Source organism: Emcibacter sp. SYSU 3D8, assembly GCF_039655875.1.
Taxonomy (GTDB): domain Bacteria; phylum Pseudomonadota; class Alphaproteobacteria; order SMXS01; family SMXS01; genus RI-34.
Map to the genome: position 1 here is coordinate 50,215 of NZ_JBBYXK010000008.1, position 15,342 is coordinate 65,556.

Below are 15,342 nucleotides of genomic sequence, written 5' to 3' on the forward strand. Positions count from 1 at the left end.
CGGCGAAAATGCGCCGCCCGTCACGATCGCCGGCAGCCAGAATTTTTCCGGTGCCGCTCGGTGACGATCCAGGAGGTATGGTGGGAGTGTGTCGTCCGCAAGCCCCGCGCCAGACCTTGCCGAGTCGGCGCTGCGGCGGCGGATAATTTTTCAGGAAATCAGGCCGGGCGGGTGCCTCTGAGCATCCATTGCATGACCAGCATGGCGGTGATCGCACCGGTAATTTGCGCGCCCAGGAAAAATGGCACCGAAGATGGCGCAATCCCCGCAAACGTGTCGGACAGGCTGCGCGCGACAGTGACCGCCGGGTTCGCGAACGAGGTCGATGCGGTAAACCAGTAGGCCGAGGTGATATAGAGTCCGACGGCCGTTGCCGTGTAATCGGGCCGGAACCGCACCGTGCCGAGAATCGTGATCAGCAGGCCGAATGTCGCGACGAATTCCGAGAAGGCCTGCGCCGGACCCGCCCGCAGCTTGATCGATTCCTGCAGCACCGGCAGATCGAACATCAGGTGGGCCGCCCACACACCAGCGACCGCGCCAGCCGCCTGCGCAGCCACGTAAAGCAGCGCCGTCACCGGCGGCAGCTCGCGCTTGAGCGCGAATACCAGGCTGACCGCCGGATTGAGGTGCGCGCCGGATACCGGCCCGAAAATGGTGATCAGGACGGCCAGCCCCGCACCCGTCGACAATGTATTGCCCAGCAGGGCGATGGCATCGTTGCCCCCGGCAAGCCTATCCCCCATCACGCCGGAGCCGATGACGATGGCAAGCAGAAGCGCCGTCCCCAGCGCCTCGGCGACGAGGCGCCGCGGTAATGTCATGTCAGGCCCCCGGCCGCTGCGGCAGTCACTCAGGATACTTCCGGCAGCGTCCGCCCGATCTCGTCGAGACGCCTCTGCAGTGTCAGCCGGTCCAGCGACCGCATCGGCAGATTGACGAAGATCGATATCCTGCTCACCAGCATCCGGTAGGTTTCTGCAAAAGCGACGCGGATCTCCGCCTCGGAGCCTTCGGCAGCCGCAGGATCGGGAATACCCCAATGGGCCGTCATGGGCTGGCCGGGCCAGACCGGACACACCTCGTTGGCGGCGTTGTCGCAGACGGTGAAGACGAAATCCAGAACCGGCGCCCCCGGCTCGGCGAACTCGCTCCACGACTTGGAGCGCAGATCGCCGGTCGGATGGTTGAGCGAGGACAGCAGCGCGAGCGCATGGGGATGCACTTCACCCTTGGGATCGCTGCCCGCGCTGAACGCCCGGAAACGTCCCATGCCTTCCCGGTTCATGATCGCTTCGGCCATGATCGACCGGCATGAATTGCCGGTGCACAGAAACAGCACATTATAAGTGGACTGGTCCCCCATCGAGGTTCTCCTCAGCAGCAGCTGGCTGCGGCCGCGTTTGCCGCCGGAGCACAACAGGACGACTTTGGTGCGTCGTCGCCGGAGATGTCCTCACCATAGACCGGGCTTTCGCCGGTGGTCAGGAACGTCTCCCAGGCAATGCCCTCGGGATCGCGGATCCAGGTCTTCTCCGACTTCGCATAGCAGCAGGTGGTCTCGCCCTGATCGAGCAGCGGGCGGCCCGCCTGGCTGAGCCGTCCGTAGACCTCGCCCAGTTCGCCGGCGTTCTCCACCTGGATGCCCAGATGGTCGATGCCCTTGTGTTCGCCGCGCGTGGTAATGGCGAAATTCACCCGCGGATCCTCCAGCATCCATTTGGCATAGTCGGCCTTCACCACATCGGGATCGGCGGCGAACAGGTTGGAGTAGAAGCGGATCGACTGGTCAAGGTCGGTGACGGCGAGATTGACGTGAAAGCGTTTCATTGAACTGTTCCATTGTCAGAGGGGGTGCAGCAATCCGAGGGCTCGGCACAGCCGGCGACGACGCTGTCGAGCAGCGGCGAGCAGAATTCCGGCCGTCCCTGGCAGCAATCTTCCACCAGGAAACCGAGCAGATCCCGCATGGCGGTCATGTCCGCCGTATAGACGATCGACCGGCTATGCCGGGCCGACCTCACGAGAGCGGCGTTTGCCAGGACCGAAAGATGCGTCGACAGGGTGCTGGCCGGAAGGTCCAGTTCGCGGGCGATATCGCCCGCCGCCATGCCGTCCGGCCCCTGGCGGACCAGTAGCCGGAATATCCGCAGCCGGCTGTCCTGCGCCAGCGCCGAAAGTGCCTGAATTGCCAGTTCCATTTCCATATTTCTACAATTGCCGAAATAACGGATTGATGTCAAGCAGCCAATTGCGCCCGGAACGCATTCAGCCCGGGCGCTGCTCGGTGACCGTGACCGCGCCCGCACCATCCCAGGCAAAGCTCCAGCGCTCCGCCTTGCGCACATTGGCGACCATGGCCGGCCGGAAACAGGCGATGCATGTGCCGCGTCGCCGGCGCACACTGGGATAGATTATGCCCGGCGCCCCGCTCTCCAGCAGGACCTCGGCCAGCGCCTGCGACGCCAGGTAGGACTCCGGCGCCAGGCAATCGGCGTGGTCATCGGCGCCGCGAAGGTCATGATACGTACCGCCGAAATCCGCCAGATAGTCGTCATAGGTCACGGTTTCGCGCCAGCCGCCGATCTCGGCGAGCTCCAGCCCCTTGTGGAAGACGATCTCGTCCTGCGCCGTTGCCAGATCGAATGCCGCATACCACGCCCCGCGCTCCGGCCCGTTGAACCGGCTGCCCAACGGATGCGGATGGCAGAATGCCGCGTTGACGATGCGGTAGTTCGGCACGCTGAACACCAGTTCGCGGATGCCGATGCCGGGGAGCCGGTCGTTCTCGGCCTGCAGGCGGTCATTGGTGGCGTGATCGAGGTCGAAGATGTCCTGGAGGTGAACGTCGCTGTCGGCGATCCGCGCCAATACGCTGTCGCCACCATCGCTGTAGCGGGACGGGATCAGGCGGTGGGTATCGTTTTGCCGGATTGCCGTGGTCGGCGGCAGCCTCACGCGCCGCCTCGCCTGGCGTCCAGCAGGCGCCGCACGGTCTGCAACGCTGGAACGCCGCCCCGGCACATGAAATCCAGCGGCGTTCTGCCGCCGAATATCCGGTTGTTGTTGGGCAGCGCGACCCAGGCATCGGCAAGGTTCTCGGAATAGAGGATGTTCAGCGCCTTGAAGATGCCGACGAGATAGGAAATGCGGGTCAGCCGGTCCGCGTCCAGCACCCGCCTCCCGGTTTTCTTCAGCTCGTAATAGGGACCGTTGGACATGCCGCCCAGCAAAGCCCGCGCGTCTTCGTCGCGCACCGACCAGCGTTCCATGATGTTGAAAAATGCCTTCACGGCCGAAGGGCTCAGCCGCTCCCGTTCGGCACGCGCGGTCAGGTCGACAAGCGGCGACGGATCGTGACGGCTGTCGGGATAGTGCAGTGGCTGCATCATATTCTCCTGATACGGAGTATATATTATCCTGTTTTGAATTCGTCAAGCGTGGGGCGCGCCAAACTGCACAGGCTGCGTGCCGGCCTGCGCCGGCCGGAAACAGCGCCTCGATATTGCCTCTAGCGGCCTTTGGGCTATCTCCGGTAACATCAATGCCAACCAGTGAGCCCGGTTCATTGACGCGACCGGGCGTTTTTTCATGTGCCGGAAACCGCCATGTCAGCGAAGATCAAGACCACGGATCGTGCGCCCCGGGCGAGCTCGCAAGGGACGTCCCCGCAGGACTGGAACCTGGACGGCATCGTCGCCGGCCTGCGCGAGTCTCGTGAGATCAGGAACAATATCCGCTTCCGCGGCAGAATCAGCGAGTTGCCCGACCGCGCCAGCGTCTCCCAGGTCATGGAGCAGATTTCCGCCGCCCTGTTCCCGACCCATTACGGCCGCGCCGACCTGACCAGCGACAGCATGGACTACTACGTCGGCAGCACGCTCAACGGTGCGTTCACGGTTCTCGCCGAGCAGGTGCGCCGCGGCTTGATGTTCTCGACCGACCACGACAATGACAGCGACGAGAATATCCGTCAGCGCGCATCCCGCATCGTCCGCGAATTCGGCGACCTGCTGCCCGCCATCCGCGACATGCTGGTCTCGGACCTGCATGCGGCATTCCGGGGCGACCCGTCGGCCACCAGCCTGTCGGAGATTCTCGTCTGCTTTCCAGGCATGGCGGCGGTGATCCATTACCGCGTCGCCCATGCGCTCTACCGCCTCGGCGCCACGCTGCCCGCGCGCCTGATTACCGAGATTGCCCATTCGAACACCGGCATCGATATCCATCCGGCGGCTGAAATCGGCGAGAGCTTCTTCATCGACCATGGCACCGGCGTCGTGGTCGGCCAGACCGCCATCATCGGCGACCGGGTGCGGCTCTATCAGATGGTGACCCTGGGGGCCAAGAGCTTCCCCGCCGACGAGAACGGTGCGCTGATCAAGGGTATTCCGCGCCACCCGATCGTCGAGGACGACGTCGTGATCTATTCAGGCGCGACCATACTGGGCCGCATCACCATCGGCGCCGGATCGGTCATCGGCGGCAATGTCTGGCTGACCCAGAGCGTGCCGCCCGGCAGCAACGTCACCCAGGCGCAGATGCGCAACGACTGCGCGCTGCTCTATGACGTTTGCGCCCGCAAGGACGACGCACAGCAGGACTGACGCTCCAGGCCTTCCGGGGACTGCGGGACAAGCATGCCTCGCGCTGCGTGGCCGGAAACCGTGTCACGGCCGAGCGGCCAGATCATGTCCCGGCGTTATGGAATGCGCTGGGCAGTGGCGCGCGGGTCGTCCGGATGCCATTGCAGGGACGTCGTGCGCCGGTTGTAGTCGACCAGCCTGCAAAGCCCCCACGCGATCACCGAAATACTCAATACGCCCAGCGACCAGATCACGATGATCACCGTCTCGCCCACGCCCGCAAGCGTCCGGCCGAGCCATGACACCGTTTCGACCACTTGCGGTTCGGCAGCCAGCAGGTCTGCGTTGCCGGAAACCCAGTCACCGGAGATATCCACCAGCGCATAGGACAGCCAGACCGCGCCGCTCCACGGCACCAGCACGATCATCGCCACGATCCAGATGAAGATCTTCACTTCACCACCTGCCACGACGTGGTGATCGAGCCGTCCTCGGCCTTCAGCCGGGCCAGCTTGTCCAGATGATCCTGCAGCAGCTTGACGTTGCGCACATTGGCGCGGAAGAACACGTCACCCACCCAGCCAACCAGGGGCACCATGCTGATCACGGCATCGAGACCGACATTGCCGGCCATTTTCGCCAGCAGCATACGCGGTGCGCCAAGCTGACGCGCCTCCCACACCAGATACGCCGATACGCCGGTCGCCAGCAACGTGCCCGCACCCGGAACTATGTTGAGCAGCGCATCGGCGCCGACGCCAATGCCGGTGCCCGGAATGACGAACGCATTGTCCATCAGGCGGGCGAGGACGTCGAGCCGCGCGCGCGCCGCAACATGGGGATGCGCGTCGTCTTCATAAGCCTGGTAATGAGCAGATCCGGCGAAAGCCATTTGGGGCGACTCCCAGAATTCGGACACGGCTGCGTCCGTCAGGTGGAAGAGTCCGACATCGCGATTCACTGAACCGCCAGAGGGGCCCGGACCCAGTAAGTTCACAAATGGCAATTCGCGGGACGGATTCAAGGTCTCGCCTCTGTCATCTATGGGGACATCCGGCTATACAGGCGCTCGTTTCCAGGGAGATCCGGGTGCAACAGGTCGACGTCATCGTCATCGGCGCCGGGGCCGCCGGCATGATGTGCGCGGCCGAGGCCGGCAAACGCGGCCGGTCGGTCGTGGTCATCGAACACGCACGCGCGCCCGGCGAGAAAATCCGCATCTCCGGCGGCGGACGCTGCAACTTCACCAACCTGAACGCCGGACCGGCGAACTACATTTCGGAAAATCCGCGCTTCTGCATCTCGGCGCTGCGCCGTTTCACCCAGCACGATTTCATTACCCTGGTCGACCGGCACGGCATCGCCTGGCACGAAAAGACGCTGGGCCAGTTGTTCTGTGACGGCTCGTCGCAGCAGATCATAGACCTGCTGGTGAAGGAGATGACGCGCCGCGGCGCCGAGCTTCGCCTCGCCACCCCCGTCTCGGGCATCGACAGGGACGCCGATGGCTTCACCGTTGCCTTGCCGGGCGGCGCCGTGCGCTGCAGTTCCGTGGTCGTGGCCAGCGGCGGGCTGTCGATCCCGAAAATGGGCGCCACCGGCCTCGCCTACGACATCGCCCGGCAATTCGGCATCGGCATCGTCCCGACGCGCCCGGCGCTGGTGCCGCTGACCTTCGATCACGCCATGCTGGAACGGCTGAAGCCGCTGGCCGGCGTTGCCGTCGATGCGGCCTCGGTCCGCTGCGGCAAGACCCGGTTCGACGAAGCGTTGCTGTTCACCCACCGCGGCCTCAGCGGCCCTGCCATTCTGCAGATATCGTCATACTGGAAGCCTGGCGAGGAGGTCGCCGTCAGCCTGTTGCCCGGCACCGATGTGTTTGGCGAGCTACGCGCCGCCCGCGCCGCCAATGGCCGCCAGGCGCCCCATACGGCCCTTGCGGCGCTGCTGCCCAAACGCCTTGCCCAGGCCATCACCGACCGCGAGGGTATCGCCGGCAACATCGCCGACTTGTCCGACAAGCGTCTGCGTCAGATCGAGGGCGCCATCAACGACTGGCGGATCGTTCCTGCCGGAACCGAAGGCTATCGCACCGCCGAGGTCACGGCCGGCGGCATCGACACGAACGGCCTGGATTCCAGAACCATGCAGGCCAGGACGGTCCCGGGCCTGTTCTTCATCGGCGAGGCCGTCGACGTCACCGGCTGGCTAGGCGGGTTCAATTTCCAGTGGGCCTGGTCGTCAGGCTGGAGCGCCGGACAGGCCGCATGACGCTATGGCTGTTCTCGGGACACGCGCAGGAGTAGCCTTGCAGCCGTGAAGCGTGGGGAGACATAACGATGGATCTTTACCGTCAGGTCATCGATCTGATCGTCACCGCACCCGATCGCAAACCGGCCGGTGGCTTGCCGCGCCTGCTCGATTCGCTTTTCGCCGACCTGGCGGCCGACCCGTCGCCGCGTGCGGTCGACGACACCGAGAGCATGATCTGGAGCGCCTGGACGTCCCATCCGCACCCCGATGCGGTCGATGCCATGGGCCGGGCACTGCGCATGATGCACGCCGCCTCCTTTGAAGTGGCCGAACGCGAACTCGACCGCCTGACCGCGTCGTTCCCGCTGTGGGCCGAGGCCTGGAACAAGCGCGCCACCTTGCTGTTCCTGATGGACCGCGACGATGATAGCGTTGCCGACATCATCCAGACCCTGAAGCTCGAGCCCCGTCACTTCGGCGCGCTGTCCGGCTACGGCCAGATTTGCCTGCGCCGCGGCGACGAGGCCGGTGCGCTCGTCGCATTCGAGGAGGCGCTGCGCATCCATCCCCACCTCCAAAGTCTGCGCGAGGCAGTAACATCTCTCAACAAGCGGCTCGGCGGAACGCTGAACTGAGAGAACGGCGCCGGTCAGGCCGCGTCGTGAAAGATCACACCCAGCGTAAAGCGACCGCCCGAGCGCAATCGGCTGACACCGTGGCGCATGACCGCACGATAGACGCCGCGCGCGCCCTGCACCGGATGCTGGTTGACCGCAAAGATCACCGCGTCGCCTTGCTCCAGTGGCACGACGTCGACCCGCGACTGCATACGCGGCCGCTGCTCGGTCAGCACAAACTCACCGCCGGTGAAATCCACGCCTGGCCGTGACAACAGAAACGCCGCCTGCAACGGGAACACATGCTCGCCGTACAGATCCTGGTGCAGATGGTTGAAGTCCCCTTCCCCGTAACGGAGCAGCAAGGGGGTTGGCCGTTGCTGGCCGGCCAGATGGCATCGATCCAGGAACGCCGCATGCGCCGGCGGAAAGCGGGTGTCGGTCCGCAGCGCCGCCGACCAGTCGTTGGCGATCGCCGCCAGCGGCGCATAAAGCGCCGTTCGCAATGCCGCGATCTTGTCCGGCAGCGGATAGGCGAAATATTTGTACTCGCCCCTTCCGTAGCCGTGCCGTTGCATGTTCACCTGTTTGCGGAACCGTCCATCGTCATCGTAAAGCCCGGCCAGCGACGCGCATTCCGGCGCGGCGAGAATGCCGGTCACCAACGCCCAGCCCTGTTCATCCAGATCGCACCGGATGCGCGGCCAGTCCAGCGCCGCGACGCGGTGGGAAAGCGATCGGGTCATGATGGCTCCATCTCCTGAAGCGCAAAGCCTACAGCGCGGCCCGGCGGATGCCACCTCGCTGCTTGCGGTACAATCTCGTGACGGTGCACGCGTCGTGGAGCGGAATGGCCCGGCTCAACAGAAACACTCTATAAGGTCGGCTGGTCCGCAGGATCCTGGCTCGCGCGCGAATAATAGGCGATCCACTGGTGCAGCCGCTGGTTACCCACTTCATTCCGGCCGAAGATCACGTCCGGGATCGCGCCGGACGCCAGGCCTTCCTGCACGCCATCGACCGTTGCGTAATCCTCGTATTTCACCACGTCGTGAAGCAGCTTGGTCCGCGCGTCGAACATGGCTTTTTCCTCCTCGGTCTCCGGCGCCTTTGCCGCGAGGAAAACCTGGGTCGTTACCGACCGGTCGTGCCGATCGCCGGGAAACAGCTGCGACACCACGCCGCCCTCGCCATGGCGCACCGCCAATGACACATGGGGAAACAAGGTGCGGATTACCGTCAGCCCGTCGTTCAGCTTGCGCTCGGCTGCCGGCTTGCCGGTCACCGGCAGGATGTCGTGATGGGCGAAGCCGATCCGCTGATGCGGGCCGAACGCGTCGTAGGTCAGCACGTTGGACTGGGAAAACACAGCGATGGTCTTCGGGTGCAGCGATGCGATATGATAGCCGTCCACATAGCCGTCATGGGCCAGCTTCCAGTTGGCGGTCTCGAGTTGCTGGGAGGCGACCACCTCCCATTTGTCCATCTCCAGCTTCTCCAGCTCCTCGCGGAAGCCGCCCAGCCAGGCATCGACGTCGATCACCGCGCCCGGCGTCAGGCTGACCAGGATCATCCCGGCCACCTCGGCGCAGGGCAGCTCGGTCAGCCCCTCGCCGTCCACGTCGAAATCGCCGAATTTGTCGGGGTCCGCCACCTTCACCAAGGAACCACGGTCGTCATAGGCCCAGGCGTGATAGGGGCAGACCATGCGCACGCTTTTGCCGCTGCCTTCCTCCATCACCCGCGCGCCCCGGTGGCGGCAGACATTCATGAACGCCCGCACCACGCCGTCGCGGCCCCGGATCATCACCACCGGCACGCCGACCACCTTCGTGGCCTTGTAGCGGCCCGGCTGGCGCAACTCGCCGGTAAAGGCAAGCAGCAGCGGCAGCCGCTTGAAGATGCGCTCCACCTCCAGCGTCCACAATGCCGGATCCAGGTAATAGGAGGCGGGCATGCGCATCACGCCGGGGGCGGAATCCGTGGTGCCGCTCCGCGCATGGTCGGCGAGGCGGTCGGCAATGTGATTATAATCTTCGAAACGGTCCATGGCTCTCTGTTACCGGCAGGTATATCCAGCGCCCGTTATACCGCGTGATAGCCTATGGGGATACGCTGCCAGATCCGCTCATGAACGAAAAACAGCGCGAGCTTGGTCCACACCTCGAGACCACCGATGGTCAGCGCCGCGCCGACGGTCCCGGTGAACAGGAATGCCAACAGTGCCGTATCCGCACTGGCCAGAACACGCCAGGAAAAGGTCTTCGCCGCCGACCGGCCCATGCCCTCGCGTTTCCCGCCCCTGGCATTTGTGGTGACGTTCCAGGGCACATGAACCCAGGCTCGCTCATGCAGGTAGAACAGGCCGATCTTGGTGACGATCTCGGCCAGCGCGATATAGCCGGCTGTGTTCAGCATGTCGCGCTTGGCGACCCCCGCGTCGAGACCCAGCCACGGAAAGATGTACGCCATGACCACATAGGACAGCACCAGCGTGTCCAGCGAGCCGATGATCCGCCAGGAGATGGCCTTGACGATGCTGCGCCAGCGCTTTTCCGGCAGCGCTTCGTGCAGATGCAAGCGTGGTGTGCCCAATTTAGGCGCCATGGCGCGTGGTTATGCTGTCACCACGACCTTGCCCAGCATCTCGCCCTTGGCCAGCCGGTCGATGGCCTGGGGCACCTCGTCAAACGGATACACCCGGTCGATCGGCACGCCGATCTTGCCCGCTTCGGCAAGCTGCACCAGTTCGGCGTGATGGGCGCGGACTTCCTCGGTGGTACGTGCGCCGGCGAACCCGCCAACGACGGAATAGGACTTCAGCACCACATGCAGCGGGTCGATCTTGGCCCATTCGCCGCTGCCATAGCCGATCAGCACGATGCGCCCGTGCTGGGCGATGCACTTGGTCGCGGCCGCGTAGGCGCTGCCGCCCACCGGGTCATAGACCAGATTGGCGCCCTTGTTGCCGGTAATCTCGCGCACCGCCTTGTGGATCGGCTGCTCCGCGTAATTCACGACGTGGTCGGCGCCGAGTTTCCTGCAGAATTCGGCCTTTTCGGCATTACTGGCGGTGGCGATCACGGTCGCGCCGTAAGCCTTGCCCAGCATGATCGCCGCCGAGCCCGACGAGCCCGCGCCGCCCAGCACCAGCAGCGTCTCGCCTGCCTGGAGCTGGCCCCGCTGGATCAGGCCGACATAGCCGGTGTGATAGGGCACGTAAAAGCCTGCGGCTTCCTCGTCGCTGAAATTCTTCGGGATCGTCATGGCCGAGGTCGACGAGGCCAGCGTGTAATCGGCGAACCCGCCCGCGCCCGCCGCGAACTGGGTCGAGGTCATGACCCGCTCGCCCACCTTCACGTCGGCGTCGGGCCCAACGGCCGTCACCACGCCGACCACTTCCTGGCCAGGCGTCACCGGCGGCGCCGCTACGGCGGGATAGTTGCCACGGATCATCAGCACGTCTGGCAGGCCAACGCCCGCCGCCGACACCTTTACCTGGATCTGTGCACCCTTCGGCTCGGGGATCGGTGCATCGACCAGCCGCAACACATCAACTGCTTCCCCGAAACTCTCCGCCCGCCAGGCCCGCATTCGCATCTCCTGCATATCGTCATCCGGGCGACCGCCCGGTCATTCGGCGCGCAGCCTATGCGGCGGCGGCGGCGGGAGCAAGCGCGCAGACGAGCGCGCCGCGCCGGTCCTATTGTGGGTGCGCTACAGAGGCCGCATGCCGCGTCAGGCGCCAGTTCGGCGGCGTGGCCCGCCCATCCCCCACAGGGCCGCCAGCGCGTCAAGCCCGGCGGCCAGCAGCGGCACCGCCGCAGCCGGCGGCGGCATGTCGAACTGGCACGTCTGCTTCACCGCTTGCAGCCGTCCGGCCCCCAGCGCCGCGAGCTGCGAATCAACCCGCGCCAGCGCTTTCCTGGCGCCGCTGCGCCGCCGGTCGTCGCTGTCCGATGCGACGACACCCTCGCCCGCCGGCATATCGCCGCGCGGCCTTGCGATGTCGACGGCCCGGGCAAAGGGGCGTCCATAGGCCGCCCATGCCAATTGCTGGTACCGTTCACCCGCATCGAAATGCTGCCGGCCGATCGCTCCGCGCGCCAACAGGATGGCGAGTTGCGAACCCGACAACGCCGGGTCCACATCCGCCACCACCTTGCCGTCCTCCACCAGCAGCACCCTGGCGCCGACGGCTTCGGCCCGGCGCATCTGCGTCAGAAGGGTGCCGTGATCGGCGCCGGGCATACGCCCGGCCATTGTTGTCTGGCGCCGTTTTGCGTTCGGGTCCCGGGGTCGGCCGCGTCTCGCCATGCAGGTCTCCATCGAAGCAATCATGAACAGGGGATCAGGCGGTTTCGCGATCTAGTGCAGCCGCCATGCGAATGACCTCGCCCGCGGTCACGGCCCATTGATCGCCGACCCGGAAGAGGGTCCGCGCGGTATAGGGCCGTGGCACCATGTGGGGCCGGCGGATGGTCGCCTCGGCGCAGACCGGTGCATGGTGCCGCCGCAAGACGTCCACTGCCGCCTGCAGTTCGGGCGCGGCCATGCGCGGCGCCGGCTCGGTCCGCCGCCTGAGGCCGATCGCCAGGAATTCGATGCCGTATTGCCGGCAGATCAGGCCGGTCACCCGCGGCGTCAGGCCCATGGCCCGGCCCGCCTGGCCTTGTGTGCGGCCGGAACCCGCCATCTGCATCAGCCGTCCGGCCAGGTAGCGGCGATGCTCCTGGCTCATATTGCGTTTCGCCGTCATCGCCCGCCTCAGACCATGACGCCCAGACCGCGCAGCATGGCGACCAGCCCATCCATATCCCGAACCACCTTGTGATTGTGGCCCAGTCGGCGCAATCCGTCGGACCATCCCGCCTGCGCCCGCGACAGCCGGCCGCCGCCGGTCTTGAGTTCGACCCAGCCGGTCAATCCGCCCCGTGCCGCCACGATCAGGTCCGGCACGCCGCCGCGCATGCCCAGGCGGCGGAACCGCGCAATGGCGGCCAGCCGCTCGCGCTCGCTTCCGGACAGGGCCAGCCCGTCCGCCGGATGCAGCCAGGTCAGCCGCTCCTGACGCTCCAGAAAGGTCAGCAGGTCCACCGCCTCCCGGTGCAGCCGGGTTTCGCGCGTCTCGTGTGTATCGGGCATTCATGATCCTTCGGCAAAAGAGGTGGCCGGAGCCGGACGTGGGGAGTGGGCACGACCGGCCCCGGCGGCTCGGCGGCGGCGCCTGACCACCGCGCGGCGCGGAGGGTCGCGCTGCGCTTCGTGCCAGGCGTCGTCCACGCCGTGCCAGCGCAGAATATAACTTTTAATTATACCGCCTATCGTGTAAGGGGATTGTCCAGCCATTACCGGTATTTATGCAGATCCGAAAATGACCAGGACCGTCCTCGACCAGCTCTCCGGATTCGCCGAACGACTTCGGCTGGTCCGGGAAGCCTGCGGCTATGCCTCGCGCCGCGCCTTCGCCCAGGCGCTCGGCATCGAGGAAGCCGCCTACCGGAAATATGAACGCGCCGAGAGCTATCCCCAGCCGGAAACCCTGGGCCGCATTCGCCAACTCACCGGCGCTACGGTCGATTATCTGTATTTCGGCGAGCAGGCGGGATTGCCCTTGGGACTGCACCAAAGGATTCTTGAAATCAGTGGTTAGCCTGACGATGGCAGGGCACGGGCACCAGCAGCCGCCCGCACAGATAGTCCATGACCGGCTTGAGCATCTCCGCCGGCACGTCGGTCAGCGACTGCCCGCCGGCAAAGCGCGCCGCGTCATCCAGCACAGCGCGGGGCTCCAGGTCATGCCAGGCTGCGACCGCCCTGCCCAGATGTGTGACCGCCAGCAACCGGGCACCTCGCTGCGCCAGCAGCGACTGATCGATCAATCCGGCGCTCCCCGAACAAACCATGAACTTTTTATAATGCGATCGCTAAGATGCGACAACAAATATAACTATTTATTATTTTATTTATGGGCCGGCATAACCGGGCGTTGGCTTCTCGCAATGACCCTAAAGGAGCATCCCGATGGACGACGCCCACGCAACCCGATCCGCCGTCGCCCGGCTGCGCCACGATACCGGCGGCAGCGACCCGTGGTCCGAGTCCGGGGGCTCCTCGCGTTGCCGGGGCGGTTTCGCATGGCGTGATGAACACGGTAACCAGTTCGACATCATGATCAGCCTGATCCGCCTCGCCCCGCGCACCCCGACAGAACACGAGGCTGCATCGCTGCGCGGTGCCTGGCAGACGGTCATGCTGGGAGACGATGCCGCGTGCACGGTTGATCCCCAAGCCTGGCGCTTTGCCACGGAATGCCGGCAGGTGATGTGGGGTTCAGAAAAAAGTTGGGCGCCCAGGAGGGGGGATTCCGGGCGCCCGAACCGTTTCCGCGCGGAAAGCGGTTAGTCAGGAAGTCACCGCGTGTGCGGTATCCCAGGGGAGGGATATCAGGAAAACTCGGTGGAACCCCGATAGTTCCGCAGCCGCGATTTTTTTTCGCGGATCAACCGACGGGGGTGATCAACCAGCGAATGAGCATCGCACCCTGTCGCGCCGGCATTCGCGCTACCGTCTCGTAGACGATCAGTGCTGCCTTGCAACTCTCGGGCAGTGGGTCGTCCACGATGTTCAGCCGTTCGATCATAGGCACGACCGCCCCGCCATGACGCGCCTCGACGGCATCCCAGAACGTCTCGGATACCGCCGCCGCCTGATTCCAGGTGACAGGCTTGACGTCATGCTCATGCCTCAGCACCTCAAGGAGGACATCGTGTTTCCACTGCGACAGCGCCTCCGATGCATCCGGGGACTCCTGGTCGGGCGCACCGTGAGCCGTCACCTCTGCCTGGCAGGACTGCGGATCCGCCTGCATGGCCGCCTGGATGATCGCCGTCTGCAATTCCATCCAGCGCAACAGCAAGGCGTCTGATGCCGCAACCAGCCGCGCCTCGTAGAGGTCATGCACGATTTGGCCCGACGCATCGTACAACTCGACTTCCGGCGTGCCCTTTATCGCACCGTCGAGGAACAGGTCGACGAGTCGGTCGAACACACCGGGATGCGCAGCAGCAATGGCGAGATAGATTTCGCTGGTCTTGAGGAATTGCGCGACTGCCACCCGGTCTGGCGAAGCGGACAGTCCGGAAAACGCCAATCCGCCGTCGGAGACGTCGGTCACGACATGAGCTGCGAGCGCCTCTGACGCATCGGGATACCACATGTCATCGTGTCTGGTGGCAAAGGCCTTCTCCGCGAAGCGGGGATCGACGCCCCATTTTACCGCGTCGGCGACCGCATACCCCTCCGCCGCCTTACGGTCTCTCTCGGTCGCACCTGCCACGGAGGGGACGTGAAATCCTATTCTGGCGTTGGGATGAAGGAAGCGGCGCACGCCCCCGAGGAATGCCGTCGAACAGGCCGACACACATTCGGTCGAGATGTAGGTATCGTAGCCGTGATCCCGGATGAAGGCGCGGAGCATCTCGGCCTCCGTCACGCGTCCGCCCGGACTGTTCAGGTGTATCGTCCGGAGAGCCGGAAGCGCCTTGGCCTCCTTCGCGACCTTTTCCGTCAGGCCGTAGGTGATGCCGCCGATTATCTCCAGTTCCCGCCCATTGTTCAGTGGCCGCAACACGGCGACACCAAGGGCTGCGTCGCCGGTGGCGATGTCATAGGCGTCGAGCAGTTGCGGTACGCCGGCCGTCACGAACGCCATTCCATTCCGGAGCACGATCACAAACAACATGACCTTGGCGACGTTCGCCCAGAACCTTCTGCCCCCGCGGCTTTCGTGGGGGGGGGGGGGGCCCCCCCCCCCCCCCCCCCCCCCCCCCCCCCCCCCCCCCCCCCCCCACCCACACCCCCCCCCCCCCCCAAACCCGCCCACA

22 protein-coding genes are annotated in these 15,342 nt (G+C 65.3%); 5 read left to right on the forward strand and 17 right to left on the reverse strand.

What is annotated here, in order from left to right:
• Positions 1-158: 158 nt before the first annotated feature.
• The 6 genes from WJU21_RS18850 to WJU21_RS18875 all read right to left on the reverse strand — a co-directional run bounded on the left by WJU21_RS18850 (position 159) and on the right by WJU21_RS18875 (position 3,389).
• Positions 159-824 carry an MIP/aquaporin family protein gene (locus WJU21_RS18850; RefSeq protein WP_346325019.1) on the reverse strand — a complete coding sequence of 222 codons (666 nt, stop codon included), beginning with the start codon at positions 822-824 and terminating at the stop codon, positions 159-161.
• Positions 825-853: 29 nt separating this feature from the next.
• On the reverse strand, positions 854-1,366 hold the full coding sequence (locus tag WJU21_RS18855; protein ID WP_346325020.1) for an arsenate reductase ArsC: 513 nt from the start codon (positions 1,364-1,366) through the stop codon (positions 854-856).
• An 11-nt stretch (positions 1,367-1,377) separates the two neighbouring features.
• The gene (locus tag WJU21_RS18860; protein ID WP_346325021.1) at positions 1,378-1,830 is read right to left on the reverse strand and encodes an ArsI/CadI family heavy metal resistance metalloenzyme; all 453 of its coding nucleotides are present in this window, start codon (positions 1,828-1,830) and stop codon (positions 1,378-1,380) included.
• A complete protein-coding gene (locus tag WJU21_RS18865) occupies positions 1,827-2,201 on the reverse strand; it encodes a metalloregulator ArsR/SmtB family transcription factor (protein WP_346325022.1) in 375 nt (124 codons plus the stop codon). The genes WJU21_RS18860 and WJU21_RS18865 overlap by 4 nt, the downstream gene beginning before the upstream one ends.
• A gap of 67 nt (positions 2,202-2,268) precedes the next feature.
• On the reverse strand, positions 2,269-2,958 hold the full coding sequence (locus WJU21_RS18870; protein ID WP_346325023.1) for an RES family NAD+ phosphorylase: 690 nt from the start codon (positions 2,956-2,958) through the stop codon (positions 2,269-2,271).
• The gene (locus tag WJU21_RS18875; RefSeq protein WP_346325024.1) at positions 2,955-3,389 is read right to left on the reverse strand and encodes an MbcA/ParS/Xre antitoxin family protein; all 435 of its coding nucleotides are present in this window, start codon (positions 3,387-3,389) and stop codon (positions 2,955-2,957) included. The genes WJU21_RS18870 and WJU21_RS18875 overlap by 4 nt, the downstream gene beginning before the upstream one ends.
• A gap of 219 nt (positions 3,390-3,608) precedes the next feature.
• On the opposite strand from WJU21_RS18875, the gene epsC reads away from it, so the two are divergent.
• Positions 3,609-4,607, forward strand: coding sequence for a serine O-acetyltransferase EpsC (epsC, locus tag WJU21_RS18880; protein WP_346325025.1), 999 nt, complete (start codon positions 3,609-3,611; stop codon positions 4,605-4,607).
• 95 nt (positions 4,608-4,702) lie between these two features.
• On the opposite strand, the gene WJU21_RS18885 is transcribed toward epsC, so the two are convergent.
• Together WJU21_RS18885 and WJU21_RS18890 are read right to left on the reverse strand one after the other, a co-directional pair.
• Positions 4,703-5,041, reverse strand: a complete 339-nt coding sequence (locus WJU21_RS18885) for a hypothetical protein (RefSeq protein WP_346325026.1) — start codon at positions 5,039-5,041, stop codon at positions 4,703-4,705.
• Positions 5,038-5,478, reverse strand: coding sequence for a DUF4112 domain-containing protein (locus tag WJU21_RS18890; protein ID WP_346325027.1), 441 nt, complete (start codon positions 5,476-5,478; stop codon positions 5,038-5,040). The genes WJU21_RS18885 and WJU21_RS18890 overlap by 4 nt, the downstream gene beginning before the upstream one ends.
• A gap of 197 nt (positions 5,479-5,675) precedes the next feature.
• On the opposite strand from WJU21_RS18890, the gene WJU21_RS18895 reads away from it, so the two are divergent.
• Together WJU21_RS18895 and WJU21_RS18900 are read left to right on the forward strand one after the other, a co-directional pair.
• Positions 5,676-6,857, forward strand: coding sequence for an NAD(P)/FAD-dependent oxidoreductase (locus WJU21_RS18895; RefSeq protein ID WP_346325028.1), 1,182 nt, complete (start codon positions 5,676-5,678; stop codon positions 6,855-6,857).
• 68 nt (positions 6,858-6,925) lie between these two features.
• Complete coding sequence (locus WJU21_RS18900; RefSeq protein WP_346325029.1) at positions 6,926-7,474, forward strand: tetratricopeptide repeat protein; 549 nt, start codon at positions 6,926-6,928, stop codon at positions 7,472-7,474.
• 14 nt (positions 7,475-7,488) lie between these two features.
• Here WJU21_RS18900 and WJU21_RS18905 read toward each other — a convergent pair whose 3' ends face one another.
• From WJU21_RS18905 to WJU21_RS18935, 7 genes are all read right to left on the reverse strand, one after another.
• A complete protein-coding gene (locus tag WJU21_RS18905) occupies positions 7,489-8,202 on the reverse strand; it encodes a 2OG-Fe(II) oxygenase (RefSeq protein ID WP_346325030.1) in 714 nt (237 codons plus the stop codon).
• Positions 8,203-8,330: 128 nt separating this feature from the next.
• Entirely contained in the window at positions 8,331-9,506 is a 1,176-nt protein-coding gene (locus WJU21_RS18910) for an aromatic ring-hydroxylating dioxygenase subunit alpha (RefSeq protein ID WP_346325031.1), read from the reverse strand.
• Positions 9,507-9,541: 35 nt separating this feature from the next.
• The gene (locus WJU21_RS18915) at positions 9,542-10,051 is read right to left on the reverse strand and encodes a DUF2061 domain-containing protein (RefSeq protein WP_346325032.1); all 510 of its coding nucleotides are present in this window, start codon (positions 10,049-10,051) and stop codon (positions 9,542-9,544) included.
• Between the two features lie 21 nt (positions 10,052-10,072).
• Positions 10,073-11,050 carry an NADPH:quinone oxidoreductase family protein gene (locus WJU21_RS18920; protein WP_346325033.1) on the reverse strand — a complete coding sequence of 326 codons (978 nt, stop codon included), beginning with the start codon at positions 11,048-11,050 and terminating at the stop codon, positions 10,073-10,075.
• A gap of 144 nt (positions 11,051-11,194) precedes the next feature.
• Positions 11,195-11,719, reverse strand: coding sequence for a hypothetical protein (locus tag WJU21_RS18925; RefSeq protein ID WP_346325034.1), 525 nt, complete (start codon positions 11,717-11,719; stop codon positions 11,195-11,197).
• A gap of 88 nt (positions 11,720-11,807) precedes the next feature.
• A complete protein-coding gene (locus WJU21_RS18930; protein ID WP_346325035.1) occupies positions 11,808-12,215 on the reverse strand; it encodes a hypothetical protein in 408 nt (135 codons plus the stop codon).
• Positions 12,216-12,223: 8 nt separating this feature from the next.
• A complete protein-coding gene (locus WJU21_RS18935; protein WP_346325036.1) occupies positions 12,224-12,601 on the reverse strand; it encodes a VRR-NUC domain-containing protein in 378 nt (125 codons plus the stop codon).
• A gap of 229 nt (positions 12,602-12,830) precedes the next feature.
• On the opposite strand from WJU21_RS18935, the gene WJU21_RS18940 reads away from it, so the two are divergent.
• The gene (locus WJU21_RS18940) at positions 12,831-13,109 is read left to right on the forward strand and encodes a helix-turn-helix transcriptional regulator (protein ID WP_346325037.1); all 279 of its coding nucleotides are present in this window, start codon (positions 12,831-12,833) and stop codon (positions 13,107-13,109) included.
• Here WJU21_RS18940 and WJU21_RS18945 read toward each other — a convergent pair.
• Positions 13,099-13,338, reverse strand: a complete 240-nt coding sequence (locus WJU21_RS18945) for a hypothetical protein (RefSeq protein WP_346325038.1) — start codon at positions 13,336-13,338, stop codon at positions 13,099-13,101. The two genes, WJU21_RS18940 and WJU21_RS18945, sit on opposite strands and share 11 nt — an antisense overlap.
• A 142-nt stretch (positions 13,339-13,480) precedes the next feature.
• Between WJU21_RS18945 and WJU21_RS18950 the strand changes: the two genes are divergently transcribed.
• Positions 13,481-13,861: a hypothetical protein gene (locus tag WJU21_RS18950; RefSeq protein WP_346325039.1), complete on the forward strand. Its 381-nt coding sequence runs from the start codon at positions 13,481-13,483 to the stop codon at positions 13,859-13,861.
• A 97-nt stretch (positions 13,862-13,958) separates the two neighbouring features.
• On the opposite strand, the gene WJU21_RS18955 is transcribed toward WJU21_RS18950, so the two are convergent.
• Positions 13,959-15,170, reverse strand: coding sequence for a hypothetical protein (locus tag WJU21_RS18955; RefSeq protein ID WP_346325040.1), 1,212 nt, complete (start codon positions 15,168-15,170; stop codon positions 13,959-13,961).
• Positions 15,171-15,342: the final 172 nt, after the last annotated feature.